The 15,341-nt window shown below is 65.7% G+C and carries 14 protein-coding genes; 11 read left to right on the forward strand and 3 right to left on the reverse strand.

Going from position 1 to position 15,341, the window contains the following annotated elements; translation table 11 throughout:
• Positions 1–4 precede the first annotated feature (4 nt).
• Positions 5–1,168, reverse strand: a complete 1,164-nt coding sequence (locus CR919_RS08165) for an isovaleryl-CoA dehydrogenase (protein WP_099819584.1) — start codon at positions 1,166–1,168, stop codon at positions 5–7.
• A gap of 160 nt (positions 1,169–1,328) precedes the next feature.
• Here CR919_RS08165 and CR919_RS08170 point away from each other — a divergent pair, with 160 nt between their 5' ends.
• The 3 genes from CR919_RS08170 (at position 1,329) to CR919_RS08180 (ending at position 4,261) form a co-directional block, all read left to right on the forward strand.
• Positions 1,329–1,937 (forward strand): TetR/AcrR family transcriptional regulator, encoded by a 609-nt coding sequence (locus tag CR919_RS08170; protein ID WP_089241525.1) that lies wholly within the window; start codon positions 1,329–1,331, stop codon positions 1,935–1,937.
• A 205-nt stretch (positions 1,938–2,142) separates the two neighbouring features.
• Positions 2,143–2,661: a c-type cytochrome gene (locus CR919_RS08175; protein WP_088100772.1), complete on the forward strand. Its 519-nt coding sequence runs from the start codon at positions 2,143–2,145 to the stop codon at positions 2,659–2,661.
• 160 nt (positions 2,662–2,821) lie between these two features.
• Entirely contained in the window at positions 2,822–4,261 is a 1,440-nt protein-coding gene (locus CR919_RS08180; protein ID WP_099819585.1) for an ExeM/NucH family extracellular endonuclease, read from the forward strand.
• A 104-nt stretch (positions 4,262–4,365) separates the two neighbouring features.
• Here the strand turns inward: CR919_RS08180 and CR919_RS08185 are convergent, their stop codons facing one another.
• Positions 4,366–5,223, reverse strand: coding sequence for a hypothetical protein (locus CR919_RS08185; protein ID WP_099819586.1), 858 nt, complete (start codon positions 5,221–5,223; stop codon positions 4,366–4,368).
• A 43-nt stretch (positions 5,224–5,266) separates the two neighbouring features.
• On the opposite strand from CR919_RS08185, the gene CR919_RS08190 reads away from it, so the two are divergent.
• The 6 genes from CR919_RS08190 (at position 5,267) to CR919_RS08215 (ending at position 13,309) form a co-directional block, all read left to right on the forward strand.
• Positions 5,267–5,938 carry a CocE/NonD family hydrolase gene (locus CR919_RS08190; RefSeq protein WP_099819587.1) on the forward strand — a complete coding sequence of 224 codons (672 nt, stop codon included), beginning with the start codon at positions 5,267–5,269 and terminating at the stop codon, positions 5,936–5,938.
• On the forward strand, positions 5,935–7,035 hold the full coding sequence (gene zapE, locus CR919_RS08195) for a cell division protein ZapE (RefSeq protein ID WP_088100770.1): 1,101 nt from the start codon (positions 5,935–5,937) through the stop codon (positions 7,033–7,035). Before CR919_RS08190 ends, zapE begins: the two co-directional genes overlap by 4 nt.
• A gap of 586 nt (positions 7,036–7,621) precedes the next feature.
• Entirely contained in the window at positions 7,622–10,033 is a 2,412-nt protein-coding gene (locus CR919_RS08200) for a ribonucleoside-diphosphate reductase subunit alpha (protein ID WP_099819588.1), read from the forward strand.
• 128 nt (positions 10,034–10,161) lie between these two features.
• Positions 10,162–11,181, forward strand: a complete 1,020-nt coding sequence (locus CR919_RS08205) for a ribonucleotide-diphosphate reductase subunit beta (protein WP_089241511.1) — start codon at positions 10,162–10,164, stop codon at positions 11,179–11,181.
• Between the two features lie 552 nt (positions 11,182–11,733).
• Positions 11,734–12,138: a hypothetical protein gene (locus CR919_RS08210; protein WP_099819589.1), complete on the forward strand. Its 405-nt coding sequence runs from the start codon at positions 11,734–11,736 to the stop codon at positions 12,136–12,138.
• Between the two features lie 28 nt (positions 12,139–12,166).
• Positions 12,167–13,309 (forward strand): XVIPCD domain-containing protein, encoded by a 1,143-nt coding sequence (locus CR919_RS08215; protein ID WP_099819590.1) that lies wholly within the window; start codon positions 12,167–12,169, stop codon positions 13,307–13,309.
• A 28-nt stretch (positions 13,310–13,337) separates the two neighbouring features.
• On the opposite strand, the gene CR919_RS08220 is transcribed toward CR919_RS08215, so the two are convergent.
• Positions 13,338–13,973, reverse strand: a complete 636-nt coding sequence (locus tag CR919_RS08220; protein ID WP_099819591.1) for a LysE family translocator — start codon at positions 13,971–13,973, stop codon at positions 13,338–13,340.
• Positions 13,974–14,065: 92 nt separating this feature from the next.
• Between CR919_RS08220 and CR919_RS08225 the strand changes: the two genes are divergently transcribed.
• Entirely contained in the window at positions 14,066–14,476 is a 411-nt protein-coding gene (locus CR919_RS08225; protein WP_089241503.1) for an acyl-CoA thioesterase, read from the forward strand.
• A 43-nt stretch (positions 14,477–14,519) separates the two neighbouring features.
• Positions 14,520–15,323, forward strand: coding sequence for an NAD-dependent protein deacetylase (locus CR919_RS08230; RefSeq protein ID WP_099819592.1), 804 nt, complete (start codon positions 14,520–14,522; stop codon positions 15,321–15,323).
• Positions 15,324–15,341: the final 18 nt, after the last annotated feature.

Consider the following 15,341-nt stretch of genomic DNA (forward strand, 5'->3'; position numbering starts at 1 on the left):
TGCCTTACAGGGTGCGCTGGAACAGTTCGCGGCCGATCAGCATGCGGCGGATCTCCGAGGTGCCGGCGCCGATTTCATACAGCTTGGCGTCGCGCCACAAACGGCCGGTCGGGTATTCGTTGATGTAGCCGTTGCCGCCGAGGATCTGGATCGCCTGGCCGGTCAGCCAGGTCGCCTTCTCGGCGGCGTACAGGATCGCGCCGGCCGCATCCTGGCGGGTGGTGCGGCCTTGGTCGCAGGCGCGCGCCACCGCATACACATAGGCGCGGCAGGCGCCCAGGCCAACGTACATGTCGGCGATCTTGGCCTGGATCAGCTGGAAGCTGCCGATCGGCTCACCGAACTGGTGGCGTTCGTGCACGTACGGCATCACCACGTCCATGGCGGCGGCCATCAGGCCCAGCGGGCCGCCGGACAGCACCACGCGCTCGTAGTCCAGGCCGGACATCAGCACGCGTACACCACCACCGACCGTACCCAGCACGTTCTCTTCGGGAATCTCGCAGTCCTGGAACACCAGTTCGCAGGTGGGCGAGGAGCGCATGCCCAGCTTGTCCAGCTTCTGCGCGGTGGAGAAACCCTTCATGCCCTTCTCGACCAGGAAGGCGGTGATGCCCTTGGCACCGGCCTCGACATCGGTCTTGGCGTAGACCACCAGCACGTCGGCGTCGGGGCCGTTGGTGATCCACATCTTGTTGCCGTTGAGCACGTAGCGGTCACCGCGCTTGTCCGCGCGCAGCTTCATCGACACAACGTCCGAACCCGCGCCGGGTTCGCTCATCGCCAGCGCACCGATCTTGGCGCCGCTGCACAGGTCCGGCAGGAAACGCTGCTTCTGCGCCTCGGTGCCGTTCTTGCGCAGCTGGTTCACGCACAGGTTCGAATGCGCACCGTAGGACAGGCCGATGCCACCGGAAGCACGCGAGACTTCTTCCATCGCCACCACGTGGGCCAGGTAGCCCATGCCGGTGCCGCCGTATTCTTCTTCCACGGTCAGGCCCAGCAGGCCCTGCTCGCCCAGCTTGGGCCATAGTGCCAACGGGAACTGGTTGGTCGCATCGGTCTCGGCCGCGAGCGGCGCGATCTCGGCAGCGGCAAAATGGGCCACGCTCTGGCGCAGCAGGTCGATATCTTCGCCGAGGTCGAAGTTCAGGGATGGCACGTGCATTGCGATGGCTCCACGAGGGAAGGTGGGGAATGGACGCACCCGGAAGGGGGAAGCGGGCAGCTGTTCACAGCAGCAGCCCGCGCGGGCGATTGGACCCCAGCGTAGCGGGGTTCGGGTAAGAAGTGAATACAAATTCAAAAATTGAAACTAGACTCAGACCATGGCCTATAAACGCTCAGCATTGATGGAAGAACGCCTGGCCGGGGCCCGTGAACGGATCCTGCTGGCCACCCGCGAACTGGTCGCCACCGGCGGCTGGCGCAACGCGCCGGTAACGGCCGTGGCAACCCAGGCCGGGGTCTCCACCGGTTTGATCTACCGCCACTTCCCGTCCAAGGCCGAGCTGTTCGTGGAAGTGCTCAACGCCGCCGTGGCCCACGAGGTGGCGATCATGGAGCGCATCGCCAGTGCGCCGGAGCCGGCCAGCGTGCGCCTGCGCCAGGCCATCACCGCCTTTGTCCGCCGAGCCCTGGCTGGCCCTGGCCTGGCCCACGCCTTCATCGTCGAGCCGGTGGACCCGGACGTGGAAGCCGAGCGCATGCGCGGCCGTCGTGCCTTCGGTGATGTGTTCCTGCGCCTGGTGGAAGAGGGCGTGGCAGCCGGTGAGCTGCCGGCGCAGGACGCGCACGCTGCCGCCGCCTGCCTGGTGGGTGCCTTCACCGAAGCGATGGTCGGCCCGACCGCGCCCAGCCGCGAAGCGCATCGCGACGAGGACGCGCTGGTCGAGGCCATCTGCAGTTTCTGCCTGCGGGCTGTTGGCGCAGGGTGATGCCGCTGTTGCGCGTGCCGGGCGGCTTCTGCCGCGCTGTGCGCTCGCCGGGCATGGCCCGGCGCTACCCGCATGCGGCGACGGCCGCATGCTGCGCCGCACCAGCCCTGACGCCTGTTGTCGTGCGCGGCGTGCGTTCTATACTCGGCCCATCACGCAGTCGCTCAGCCGTGGTCCAACGACTATCAGCCAGGGGTAACGAAGAGTGCGGAATTACGATCTGGAGTTCCTGAAACGCTTCTCCATGGTGATCGCGCTGTTGATGGCCATCACCCTCGGTCTGATCCTCCTGGCCGCGTTCATCCACACCCGGATTCCGCCCGAGGTGTCGCCTACCGCCGCCAAACGCACCGAACAGCGCATTTCGCCCACCGGTGCGGTGTACGCCGGCAGCACCGGCGCGGCCGCGCAGGCTGCAGCGCATGCCGCTGCGCTGGCCAAGGCCGCCTCGCAGGTGGCCTACGGCGGTACCAAGGACGGCAAGGTGATCTTCGACAACCTGTGCACCGCCTGCCATACCACCGGCGTGGGCATGGCGCCGACGCTGGACCACTCGCACTGGGACAAGCGCCTGGCGCAGGGCAAGGACACGCTCTACAAGCACGCCATCGAGGGCTACACCGGCCCCGACGGCGGCATCATGCCGCCCAAGGGCGGCAACCCGGCGCTCACCGAAGAGCAGATCCACGCCACCGTGGACTGGATGCTGGGCAATCTGAAATAACGGGCGCCGCATCCACGCATGGCGTGGATCTACCGCGGATACGCGTGCCCGGCCAGCGGCCGGCACTCCCTTTGCCCACCAAGGCCGAAACCCCGCTGCGCAGGCGGGGTTTCGCATTTCAGGGTTAGTCTGTGCGCCTCTTCCGTGGAGTCGTCTGTCGATGCGTCGCCGTTCCCTCGCCCTTGCCCTGTCCCTGCTGCTGCCGGCATCCGCTTTCGCCCAGGCCCAGCCGCAGGTTGCGCCGACCCCGGCGCCCGCGCCGCGCAGCCCGGCCACCGTCACCCTGGCCGCCGCGCCGGCCGACTGGCGTGCACTGGAGGGCCAGCACGTGCGCATCGCCGCGCCGCTCACCCTGGCCGGCACCGATGGCCTGGAACGCTTCGGCCAGCTCACCGTCGCCTTCGATGGCCGCCTCTGGCAGCCGACCGAAGTGGCCGTGCCCGGCAGTGCCGGTATCGAACAGGTGATGGCCGACAACCAGCGCCGCCGCCTGCTGCTGGACGATGGCAGCGATGCACGTGACCCGGCAAGCGTCGCCTACCTGCCCGGCAACCCGGTGCTGCGCACCGGCATGCAGCTGCGCAACGTGGAAGGCACCGTGCGCGTGGATGCACAGGGCCGCCCCAGCCTGCTGGTCGACGGCACATTGAAGCTGCCGGAACTGCAGCGGCCGGCCGTGCCGAGCGTGCCCGGCAGCCTGCATATCGCCGCCTTCAACCTGGAGAACTTCTTCAATGGTGACGGCCAGGGCGGTGGATTCCCGACCCTGCGCGGTGCGCGCACGCTGGACGAGCACAAGGCGCAGGTCGGCAAGCTGGTCGCCACCGTCAACGCGCTGGGCGCCGACATCGCTGCACTGATGGAACTGGAGAACGACGGCTACGGCCCGCAGTCGGCCATCGCCGAACTGGTGGACGCACTCAATGTCGGTCTCGCGGCCGACAAGCAGTGGGCGTTCGTCGATGCCGGGCAGGGCCCTGGCAGCAATCCGATCCGCGTCGGCATCATCTACCGCAGGAGCGAGTTCAAGCCGCTCGGCACGCCGCTGACCAAGCTCGACGGCCCCTTCGTCGAACACAGCCGTGCACCGCTGGCACAGGCCTTCCAGGGCAAGGGCGCACCATTCATGGTGGTCGCCAACCACTTCAAGTCCAAGGGCTGCCGCGAGGCCAGTGGCGCCGACGCCGACCGCAATGACGGGCAGGGCTGCTGGAACGCCACCCGCGTGGAATCGGCCAGGCAGCTCAACACCTGGGTGCAGGCCGAAGCCGCGCGCCTGAAGGTGAAGGATGTGGTGCTGATGGGCGACTTCAACGCCTACGCCATGGAAGACCCGATCCGCACCCTGCATGACCTGGGCTGGCAGGATGCCTTCAAGGTAGCCAAGGTCGAACAGCCCTACAGCTACGTCTACAACGGCTATACCGGCCGCCTCGATCACGCACTGCTCAGCCCGACGATGGCCAAGCGCTTGCGTGGCGCCGCCGAGTGGCACAGCAACGCCGACGAGCAGGACGCCAGCGGCTACCAGGGCCGCAACGTCCAGGGCCCATGGCGCAGCTCCGACCACGACCCACTGCTGCTGGGCTTCGAAAGATAACCCGGCGGCCCTTCTTGTAGAGCCGAGCCCACGCTCGGCTGCTTTGTGCGCCAACGGCAGCCGAGCATGGGCTCGGCTCTACAAGGGGCAAGATCGCCCGGGGCTTACCCCCAGGCGATCAACCCGATCGCCAGCACTGCCAGCGCCAGGCCGGCACGATTCCAGCGCGTGGTCGCCTCGCCGAAGGCGAACACGCCCACCAGCGCACCCAGCACCACCACGCCGATGTTCATGCCGGCGAACACGGTGGCCGGACTGTCCGGCATCGACTGGTGCGCATGCACGTAGAACAGGATGTTGCCGCCGTTGAGCAGGCCCAGCAGCGCGCCGGCACCGAGGTTGCGCCAGGCCAGGCGGCTGCGCCCACTGAAATGCCGCCGCAGCTGCAGCGCCAGCATCAGCACGAAGGCCACGCTGAAACTGGCCAGCACCGCCGCCATCGACGGCGTGCCCGACAGCGCCACCTGCTTCAGCAGCACATCCACCACCGCAAAGCCGACCCACACGCCCAGCAACCAGCCCCAGCCACCGGCGGAAGCGGCCACTGCAGGGCCGCGTGGACGCAGGCTGATGGCCACCATCGCCAGCAGGCCCAGGCCCAGCCCGGCCAGCTTCCACGGCGTGGCGGTCTGGCCGAAGAACAGGAATGCCGCTGCCAGCGACAGCAGCAGCGACAACCGCTGCGCCACATCACTGCGGACGATGCCGGCCACCGCTACCGCGCGGCCCAGCACCAGGAAGATCGAGGGCAGCACCACCGCCAGCGCCAGCAGTGACACCCACGGTGCATGCGGTGCGCGCAAGGCATCCAGCGGCGGCTGCAGCACCACCGCCGTCATCGTCGCGGCGACCAGATAGTTCCAGGTCACCATCTGCGCAACATCCAGCTGGCGGCGTCCGGCCACCTTCAACAACACCGAAACCAGCACACTGCAGATCACGGCCAGGGACAGGTAGAGCATGGGGCGGGCACAGGGCAGCGGCGGGGGACGCTATCATGGTGCCATGCACAAGCCCTCGTTCCCCGTCGCCCCCGGCGAAACCGCCTGCATCTCACTGGAAGGCCCGGTTGGCCCGCTGGAAGTGCTCGTCGACCTGCCCAAGGCCGATGTGCCGGTGCAGCCGATCGTGGCCGTCATCTGCCATCCGCTGTCCACCGAAGGCGGCACCCTGCACAACAAGGTGGTCACCATGACCGCCACCACCCTGCGCGAGCTGGGCATCGCCACGGTGCGCTTCAACTTCCGCAGCGTCGGTGGTTCTGCCGGTGAATTCGACCATGGCGTGGGCGAGCAGGAGGACCTGAAGGCCGTCACCGCCTGGGTCCGCCAGCAGCGTCCGGACGACCGCCTGTGGCTGGCCGGCTTCAGCTTTGGCGCGTTCGTTTCGCTGAAGGCCGCCGCCGAGCTGCAGCCCGAAGCGCTGATCTCGATCGCCCCGCCGGCGGGCCGTTGGGACTTCGACGGCATCGCGCCGCCAGCGCGCTGGCTGGTGATCCAGGGCGAGCAGGATGAAATCGTCGACCCGCAGGCCGTCTACCAGTGGCTGGACACCCTCGATGCGCCGCATGAGCTGGTGCGCATGCCGGGCACCAGCCACTTCTTCCACCGCAAGCTGATCGACCTGCGCGGCGCGCTCACCCACGGCGTCAAGCATTGGCTGGGCACGGCGGCATGAGCGAGGTGGAACTGACCCCGACGCAGCGCTATGCGGCCGGGGTGGAACGCGGCGATTGGCAGAACGACCCGGCCCAGCATGCGGCCCTGGCCGAGCTGGACCGGATCCACCTGGCCCTGGTGGACAGCGCCGAGGACGGCTGGCTGGACCGCCTGTCCTCGTTCTGGAAGAAACCCGAGCCGGTCAAGGGCCTGTACTTCTGGGGCGGCGTCGGCCGCGGCAAGACCTTCCTGGTCGACCTGTTCTACGACGGCCTGCCGATCAAGCAGAAGTACCGCACCCACTTCCATCGCTTCATGCGCAGCGTCCACGAGCGCCTGCGCGAGCACCAGGGCCAGAGCGACCCGCTGGCGAAGATCGCCCAGGAATGGCGCAGCAACCTGCGCGTGCTGGTGCTGGACGAATTCTTCGTCACCGACATCGGCGATGCCATGCTGCTGGCGCGCCTGCTGGAGCGGATGTTCGCCGAGGGCGTGACGCTGGTCACCACCTCCAACACGGCGGTGGAAAACCTGTACCTCAACGGCCTGCAGCGCGAGAGCTTCATGCCGGCCATCGGCCTGCTGCAGCGCTACTGCGTGGAACTGTACGCCGAGGGCACCGAGGACTACCGCATGCGCGCGCTGACCCGTTCGCCGGTGTACCGCGCGCCGCTGGCCGCCGACAGCGACGCCTGGCTGGCCACGCGCTGGGGCGAACTGAGTGGCGGCCAACCGGCCAAGGCGGGCAACATCGAGATCGAGAGCCGCAAGATCCCGGTGCGCGCGCGTGGCAAGAGCATTGCCTGGTTCGACTTCGCCGCCCTGTGTGAAGGGCCGCGTGGGCCGTCGGACTACATCGAGATCGCGCACGAGTTCAACACCGTGCTGTTGGGGGGCATTCCGGCCTTCGATCGCCTGAACGAGGATGCCGCGCGCCGCTTCGTCAACCTGATCGACGAGCTGTACGACCGCCACGTCAACCTGGTCTGCACCGCCAGCACCTCGCCGGTCGAGCTGTACACCGGCACTCGTCTGCAGGGCGCGTTCGAGCGCACGGCCTCGCGCCTGATCGAAATGCAGAGCGCCGAGTACCTGGGCACCCCGCACCGGGCGTGAGGGGTAGTGCCGGCCGCTGGCCGGCATCCGCACGATGCCTCCGGGCCCATGGGCTGCCGGCCAGCGGCCGGCACTACCCGGTGTCGCCCGTCCACCGGCTGCCCACTGGCTGCCCACCACCTATCCACAGAGTTGTCCCTCGCCTGCATGGCCCTGTCATGTGAAGCTGTCATTGTTCCGCTGGTGGGGTGCTCATTACCGCCATCACGACGCTTTTCGGGCTTGACTGCGCAGCCCGTTCCAGCAGGTCCAAAGCGTCCAAACCGGGCGCCGATGGCACGATCCTTGCGGCGCAAGGGATTGCCGAATTTCACTACATTTGGCGTTGACGGACCCAACTACCCCCACTATCTTGTGGCTGTCGGTTGTGGGGACCCCAAGCCGCCGGGTCCATGGAATGGATCGCCGGAGCCTCCGGTGATACGCCCTCCATGCCCGCAGCGGCACCGGTCAGCACTGCCAGCAGCAGCCACAGGCGCAGGTCTCACTTCCTGCGACACCGGTCTGCCACCCTGGGGTGTCACGTCCCGGGCCGCGTCATCCGATGCACCGAGCCACCATCCATCACGCCAAGAGGACACACGCCGTGACCACCGAGACCAGCGCCACCATCGAGAAGGAAAGCGAGTTCCTGTTGACGTCGCCGCCGACGTCCAACGCGATGAGTGTGACCAAGCGCAATGGCACGACCGAGCTGGTGGATCTGAACAAGATCGTCCGCGCGGTGCAGCGTTCCTCTGAAGGCCTGCACGCCGTCGATCCGATGCGCGTGGCCACCCGCACCATTTCCGGCCTGTACAACGGCGCCACCACCCAGGAGCTGGACGAACTGTCCATCCGCACCGCGGCGCTGCTGATCGGCGAAGAGCCCGAGTACGGCCGCCTGGCCGCGCGCCTGCTGGCCAACTTCATTGCCAAGGAAGTGTCCAACCAGGAAATCCACGCGTTCTCGCAGTCGGTGGGTCGTGGCCACGAAGTGGGCCTGATCAACGACCGCCTGCTGAACTTCGTGCAGACCAACGCACGCAAGCTCAACGATGCCATCGACATCTCGCTGGACCTGAACTTCGATTACTTCGGCCTGCGTACCCTGTACGACCGCTACCTGCTGCGCCATCCGCACACCCGCAAGGTGATCGAGACCCCGCAGCAGTTCTTCCTGCGCATCGCCAGCGCGCTGAGCGAGGACGTGCCGGAAACCCTGGCGCTGTACAAGCGCATGGGCAACCTGGACTACCTGCCGTCCAGCCCGACGCTGTTCAACTCCGGCACCACCCACGAGCAGCTGTCCTCGTGCTTCCTGCTGGACTCGCCGCAGGATTCGCTGGAATCGATCTACTCCAAGTACGGCGACATCGCCCAGCTGTCCAAGTTCTCCGGCGGCATCGGCGTCAGCTACACCCGCGTGCGTTCGCGTGGCTCGCTGATCAAGTCGACCAACGGCCACTCCAACGGCATCGTGCCGTGGCTGAAGACCATGGATTCGTCGGTGGCTGCGGTGAACCAGGGGGGCAAGCGCAAGGGCGCGGCCTGTGTGTACCTGGAAACCTGGCACGCCGACATCGAGGACTTCCTCGAGCTGCGTGACAACACCGGCGACGAATCGCGCCGTGCGCACAACCTGAACCTGGCCAACTGGATCCCGGACCTGTTCATGAAGCGCGTCGAGTCGGACCAGGAATGGTCGCTGTTCGATCCGCGCGTGGTGCCCGAGTTCACCGACCTGTTCGGTGAAGCCTTCGAGGCTGCCTACCTGCAGGCCGAAGCACAGGGCAAGGCCAACCGCACCATCTCCGCACGCAAGCTGTACTCGCGGATGATGCGCACCCTGGCCGAGACCGGCAACGGTTGGATGACCTTCAAGGACAAGTGCAACCGCGCCAGCAACCAGACCCTGCGCGCTGGCAACGTGATCCACCTGTCCAACCTGTGCACCGAGATCCTGGAAGTCACCTCGGCCGAAGAGACCGCGGTGTGCAACCTGGGTTCGATCAACCTGGGCAACCACTTCGACGGCAACGGCGAGTTCGATTTCGACAAGCTGGCCGACACCGTGCGCCTGGCCGTGCGCCAGCTGGACCGCGTGATCGACCTGAACTTCTACCCGATCGAATCGGCACGTCGCGGCAACCTGCGCTGGCGTCCGGTCGGCCTGGGCTGCATGGGCCTGCAGGACGTGTTCTTCCGCAAGCGCCTGCCGTTCGATGGCGCCGAAGCCCGCGCGCTGTCGAAGAAGATCGCCGAGACCATCTACTTCCACGCGCTGGAAACTTCGGTGGAACTGGCCCAGGAACGTGGCAAGCACCCGTCCTTCGCCGACACCCGTGCGGCCAGCGGCGAGCTGCAGTTCGATGCCTGGAACGTGGTGCCGGAAGATGCCGCACGCTGGGACGTCCTGCGTGAGCGCATCAAGGAACACGGCCTGCGCAACTCGCTGATGATCGCGATCGCCCCGACCGCCACCATCGCCTCCATCGCCGGCTGCTACGAGTGCGTGGAACCGCAGGTGTCCAACCTGTTCAAGCGCGAGACCCTGTCCGGTGACTTCCTGCAGGTGAACCGCTACCTGGTGAACGAGCTGAAGAAGCTGGGCCACTGGACCCCGGAAATGCGCGATGCGATCAAGCTGGCCGACGGCTCGATCCAGGCCATCACCCAGATTCCGGAAACGCTGCGCCACGTCTACCGCACCGCATGGGAACTGCCGATGCGTTCGCTGATCGACATGGCCGCCGATCGTGGTGCCTTCATCGACCAGTCCGCCTCGCTCAACCTGTTCATGGAAAGCCCGAGCATCGGCGCGATGTCGTCCATGTACATGTACGCCTGGAAGCAGGGCATCAAGACCACCTACTACCTGCGTTCGCGTCCGGCCACCAAGATCGCCAAGACCACCGTCAGCCACGTGGCCACCGCCGGCCCGGAGAAGGTGTTCAGCCCGGAAGAGGCCATCGCCTGCTCGCTGGAGAACCCGGAAGCCTGCGAGGCCTGCCAGTAAGACGCGCCGTGCCGGCGATCGCCGGCACCTCATACCTGTAGAGCCGAGCCATGCTCGGCTGCAGAGAGACACCCACGGTAGCGCCGGGCCATGCCCGGCCGCTCACCCAGGAATTCAAGGAAACACCCATGGCCGACAAGCCCAAGCAGATGCTGCTCGATCCCGGTTTTGAACTGACCCTGCGCCCGATGCGCTACCCGCAGTTCTATGACATGTACCGGAACGCGATCAAGAACACCTGGACGGTGGAAGAGATCAACTTCCAGATCGACATCAGCGACCTGCACAGCAAGATGTCGCCGGGCGAGCGTCACCTGATCCACCGTCTGGTCGCGTTCTTCGCCACCGGCGATTCGATCGTGTCCAACAACCTGGTGCTGAACCTGTACCAGCACTTGAACGCGCCCGAAGCGCGCATGTACCTGTCGCGCCAGCTGTATGAAGAAGCGCTGCACGTGCAGTTCTACCTGACCCTGCTGGACAACTACCTGCCGGATCCGGACGAGCGCGTCAAAGCCTTCGCCGCGGTGGAGAACATCGACTCGATCAAGAAGAAGGCCGATTTCTGCTTCAAGTGGATCGACTCGATCCAGGACCTGAAGCGCATCGAGACCCGCGACGAGCGCCGCCAGTTCCTGCTCAACCAGATCTGCTTCGCTGCGTGCATCGAAGGCCTGTTCTTCTTCGCTGCCTTCGCCTACGTGTACTACTTCCGTTCGCGCGGCCTGCTCAATGGCCTGGCCTCGGGCACCAACTGGGTGTTCCGCGACGAGAGCGCGCACATGGAGTTCGCCTTCGAGTGCGTGGACGTGATCCGCGAGGAAGAGCCGGACCTGTTCGACGACAAGATGAAGCAGGATGTCTACGACATGCTGGCCGAAGCCATCGAGTGCGAAGTGCAGTTCGCCGAGGACGTGCTGTCCGGTGGCGTGGCGGGTATTTCCACCCGTGACATGCGCCAGTACCTGCAGCACTGCGCCGACAACCATTTCCATCGCCTGGGCATGGAGCGCAAGTACAACGTGCGCAACCCGCTGAGCTTCATGGAACTGCAGGACGTGCAGGAACTGACCAACTTCTTCGAACGCCGCGCCTCGGCCTACCAGGTGGGCGTGAAGGGCGAAGTCGCCTTCGACATGAACTTCTGATCGAACCGGTCAGGTCTGTCGCAACGAGAAACCCCGGCCAATGCCGGGGTTTTTCGTTTCCACGGTAGCGCCGGGCCATGCCCGGCGAGCGCGCAGCGCGGAAGGTTTTCAGGGTGCCATGCGCACCGCCAACCCGGCCAGCACCGTGCCCGGATGTCGGTCATCCATCTCCGAGCCGTTGCCACCGGGCGCGTGGATGATGGATTCACATACCTCTTTCGCCAGCGGTGAAGACCGTGGATCGATTCACCGAGCCGACTTGCCACATCGGCGACTGAGTGCCCACGGCCAGTGACCTGCTTGACTCCGACGTCGTGCTAGATTCGCGAAAGTGGGACTCCCGCGAGAGGTACTTTCATGAATGCATCGGTCGAGAAATGCGCTTCTTCATCAAAAGGTGGACTTCGACGCCGCCCCTGGGTAGCAGGGTATCGCTGCCTCACAATCACTATTGCAGCGTTGGTACTGTCAGCGTGTTCGAGCGGTGCACGCCCAACCCCCTCGCATCATTTGAATCAAAGACAGTCCATCAAATCAGGGAGTGAAATTGGTATGGAGCGATTCAAGAACGATATCGAGCGTTTGGCCAGCGTGCGTTTTGATGATGTCGACGCATTGAATGAACAACTTCACACGCACTTGGGTGCACCGACGCGACAGGGCCTGCGGGACGAGCGGACCGCAGAACGCGGAATGTTGGGCGACCTTGAGGTCCGGAACATCACGCTGAGAAGTTCTGCCGACGATCCTACGCACGCGACCCTGATCTTTGAGGTCGCGCCACCGAGCATCGCGCTCGAGGAAATCATCTGGGAGAACTCCACCATAGAGCCACCTCACCCCGATGCGCCTGACTCCCGACCTTACTGGTCTGCTCAGGTGAACAGTGCCAAGGTAGTGCTCGGGCTCTCCCTCGACTACAAGACGCTGACCTTCGTATCGATCAGTCAGCGCTAGCCCCCTGTCATTGCGAAGGAGCCGCACCATGGAGCGTAATGAAGAACTTGCACTGTCACAGCCGCAGGAGGGTGGCCGACCAGGAGCCACACGTCGTCCGGCTTCGCCATTGGCCGATCCCTCGCTGGCGCCGCTTCTGGCGAAATCCCCAACACTTCGAGCGGGTCTCGCACAGGCTGATCGCGACAACCTGGGTGTCGAATGGGGGCAAGCCGGTGGCGGCACCTATCTTATTCCCGGTGTGAAGATCGTTATTGACGAGAACGCAATCGGGCAAGGCTCCAGAATCGCACGTTCTCTTTCTCACGAAGTTGGGCACCATCTCTTCACCGAACCATCAGATCCGACGACTAAGCAATCCTATGTAAACAGCAAGTTGCGAGGAGAAGCAGCTGCGACTCTCAGCAATGTCCAGGTCCAGCGCGAAATTGTCGCCGCTGGCGGTCCGGACATTGGCGTTTCCGGCACAGGTAACCGGCCACAACAATATGGAGCCATTGCGGCGGAACTCCAGGCCGGAAGGATCAACCGTAGCCAAGCACTGGATCAGATCGCCGAGGTATTCAAGACGGAGGCTCCGTCTGTTGGTCCTCATGCGAACTACGAGCTTTACTACGGCGCACACTATGACCAGCACATAGCGCCCTCGCAGCGGCAGCGACGACGCAGGCCAGAGCCAGAACTTGACGCCGAACGCACCGCAGTTGCGGACAGAGTTGGCACTCCCGCCGACGACTCACCGTCGCTGCATCGAGTGTCTTCTTCAACAGCTGAACTTGGCGATGCAGACCGTGCTCTCTATATGCAGATCAGGGCTGGTGTGGAACGCTTGGACACCGAGCATGGGAAGCCGTGGGACGAGTCGAGTCAGCGCATGTCCGCAAGCCTGCTGGTACTGGCGAAGGAGCAGGGGCTTTCGCGGGTTGACCATGTTGTGCTGAACAACCCGACAGAAAGCCTGGCTCGGGGTGAGAGGGTCTTCATAGTGGAGGGAGCAATGGATGATCCAGCCCATCGCCGAGGACACATGAATACGATGGATGCGCTTCGTGCGCCTGAAGCGGAGTCGCTTCATCGTGCTGATGCATTGACTCAATCGCAAGCAGCGATCCTTGAACTACAGCCGGCACAGCATGTTCAAACGCAGGACGGCCCATCGATCTTGAGATAGGAGTATCGCTGCAGCATCGGAAGGGTCATCACCGCCGCCCATCCACCGCCATGCGCACGGCCAGTCCGGCCAGTACCGTGCCCATGAACCACCGCTGCACCGCCTGCCAGGTGGGGCGGGCGGCGAGGAAGCCGGCGATGCTGCCGGCCATTATCGCGATCACCGCGTTCACGCTCACGCTGACCAGCAGCTGGGTGGAACCCAGCACCAGCGACTGCATCAACACGCCGCCTTCGCTGTCCGGGTGCAGGAACTGCGGCAGCAGCGACAGGTACATCACCGCGACCTTGGGGTTCAGTACGTTGGTCAGAAAGCCCATCGCGAACAGCTTGCGCGGGCCGTCCACCGGCAGGTCACGCACCGCGAACGGCGAGCGGCCGCCCGGCTTCAGCGCCTGCCAGGCCAGGTACAGCAGGTACAGCGCGCCGCCGATGCGCAGCGCGTCGTAGGCGAACGGCACGGTCATCAGCAGCGCGGTGATGCCCAGCGCCGCGCACAGCATGTAGAACACGAAGCCCAGCGCGACCCCACCCAGCGAGATCAGCCCGGCCACGCGGCCCTGGCAGATCGAACGGGAGATCACGTAGATCATGTTCGGCCCGGGTGTCAGCACCATGGCCAGCGAGACAAGGGCGAAGGCCAGCAGGTTGGACGTGGCGGGCATGGTGGGTTCACGCAGTGGGGGTGCCGAAGTGTAGCGCCGCCTGCACGCCACCTGCCTTAAAATCCGTCTTACCCCACACCCGAACCGCCCCCATGACCCCCATTCCCGAGACCGTGCCGCCGACCGAAGTGCGCATGGCCGAAATCGTCTTCCCCAACCACACCAACCACATGGGCACCCTGTTCGGTGGCCAGGCACTGGCATGGATGGACAAGGCCGCCTTCCTGGCCGCCGCCCGCTACTCGCGCCGCACCGTGGTGACCGCGCGCAGCGACCAGGTCGATTTCAAGCTGCCGATCCGCATCGGCCAGATGGTGGAGACCATCGGCCGCATCGTCGAGGTCGGCCGCAGCTCGATGAAGGTCGAGGTGGAGCTGATCGCCGAGGACCTGCACAGCGGCGAGCGCAAGCTGTGCACCCGCGGCCACTTCGTGATGATCGCCCTGGGCGAGGACGGCCATCCGGTGACCGTGCCGCAGCTTCCCGGCGCGCCGGCGGCCTGAGCCTGTGCTTGCGGGGGCGCCCGCGCGCCCCCATCTGGCTGCCATGACCCTGCCGCTCACCGACTTCATCGACCGCGCCCAACGCCTGTTCGTGCTGACCGGCGCCGGCTGCAGCACCGCTTCGGGCATTCCCGATTACCGCGATGCCGATGGCCAGTGGAAGCGCACGCCGCCGGTGACCTACCAGGCGTTCATGGGCGAGGCCGCCACCCGCCAGCGTTACTGGGCGCGCAGCCTGCTGGGCTGGCCACGCTTCGGCCGGGCCCGGCCCAACGGCACCCACCAGGCGCTGGCCGCACTGGAAGACAGCGGCAAGCTGCAGGTGCTGCTGACCCAGAACGTGGATGGCCTGCACCAGCGTGCCGGCAGCCGCAACGTAATCGACCTGCACGGTCGCCTGGACCTGGTGCGCTGCATGGGCTGCGAACGTCGCAGCGAGCGTGAGGACTTCCAGCAGCAGCTGCTGGACGCCAACCCCGGCTGGGAATCGCTGCAGGCCGGTATCGCGCCCGACGGCGATGCCGATCTGGAAACCGACTTCTCGACGTTCGTGGTGCCCGACTGCGCGCACTGCGGCGGCCTGCTGAAGCCGGACGTGGTGTTCTTCGGCGAGAACGTGCCGCGTGAGCGTGTGGATGCCGTGCACGACCACCTGCAACAGGCGGATGCGGTACTGGTGGTGGGCTCCTCGCTGATGGTCTATTCCGGCTTCCGCTTCGTGCAGGCGGCGGCCAAGGCTGGCCTGCCGGTGGCCGCGCTGAACCGTGGCCGCACCCGTGCCGACGACCTGCTGCAGTTCAAGGACGAGCGCGATTGCGCCGAGGCGCTGGCCGGCTGGGTGCGCTGAGACATCGGCTGCGCCTTG

Source organism: Stenotrophomonas sp. LMG 10879, from assembly GCF_002750935.1.
Classification (GTDB): Bacteria; Pseudomonadota; Gammaproteobacteria; order Xanthomonadales; family Xanthomonadaceae; genus Stenotrophomonas; species Stenotrophomonas lactitubi_B.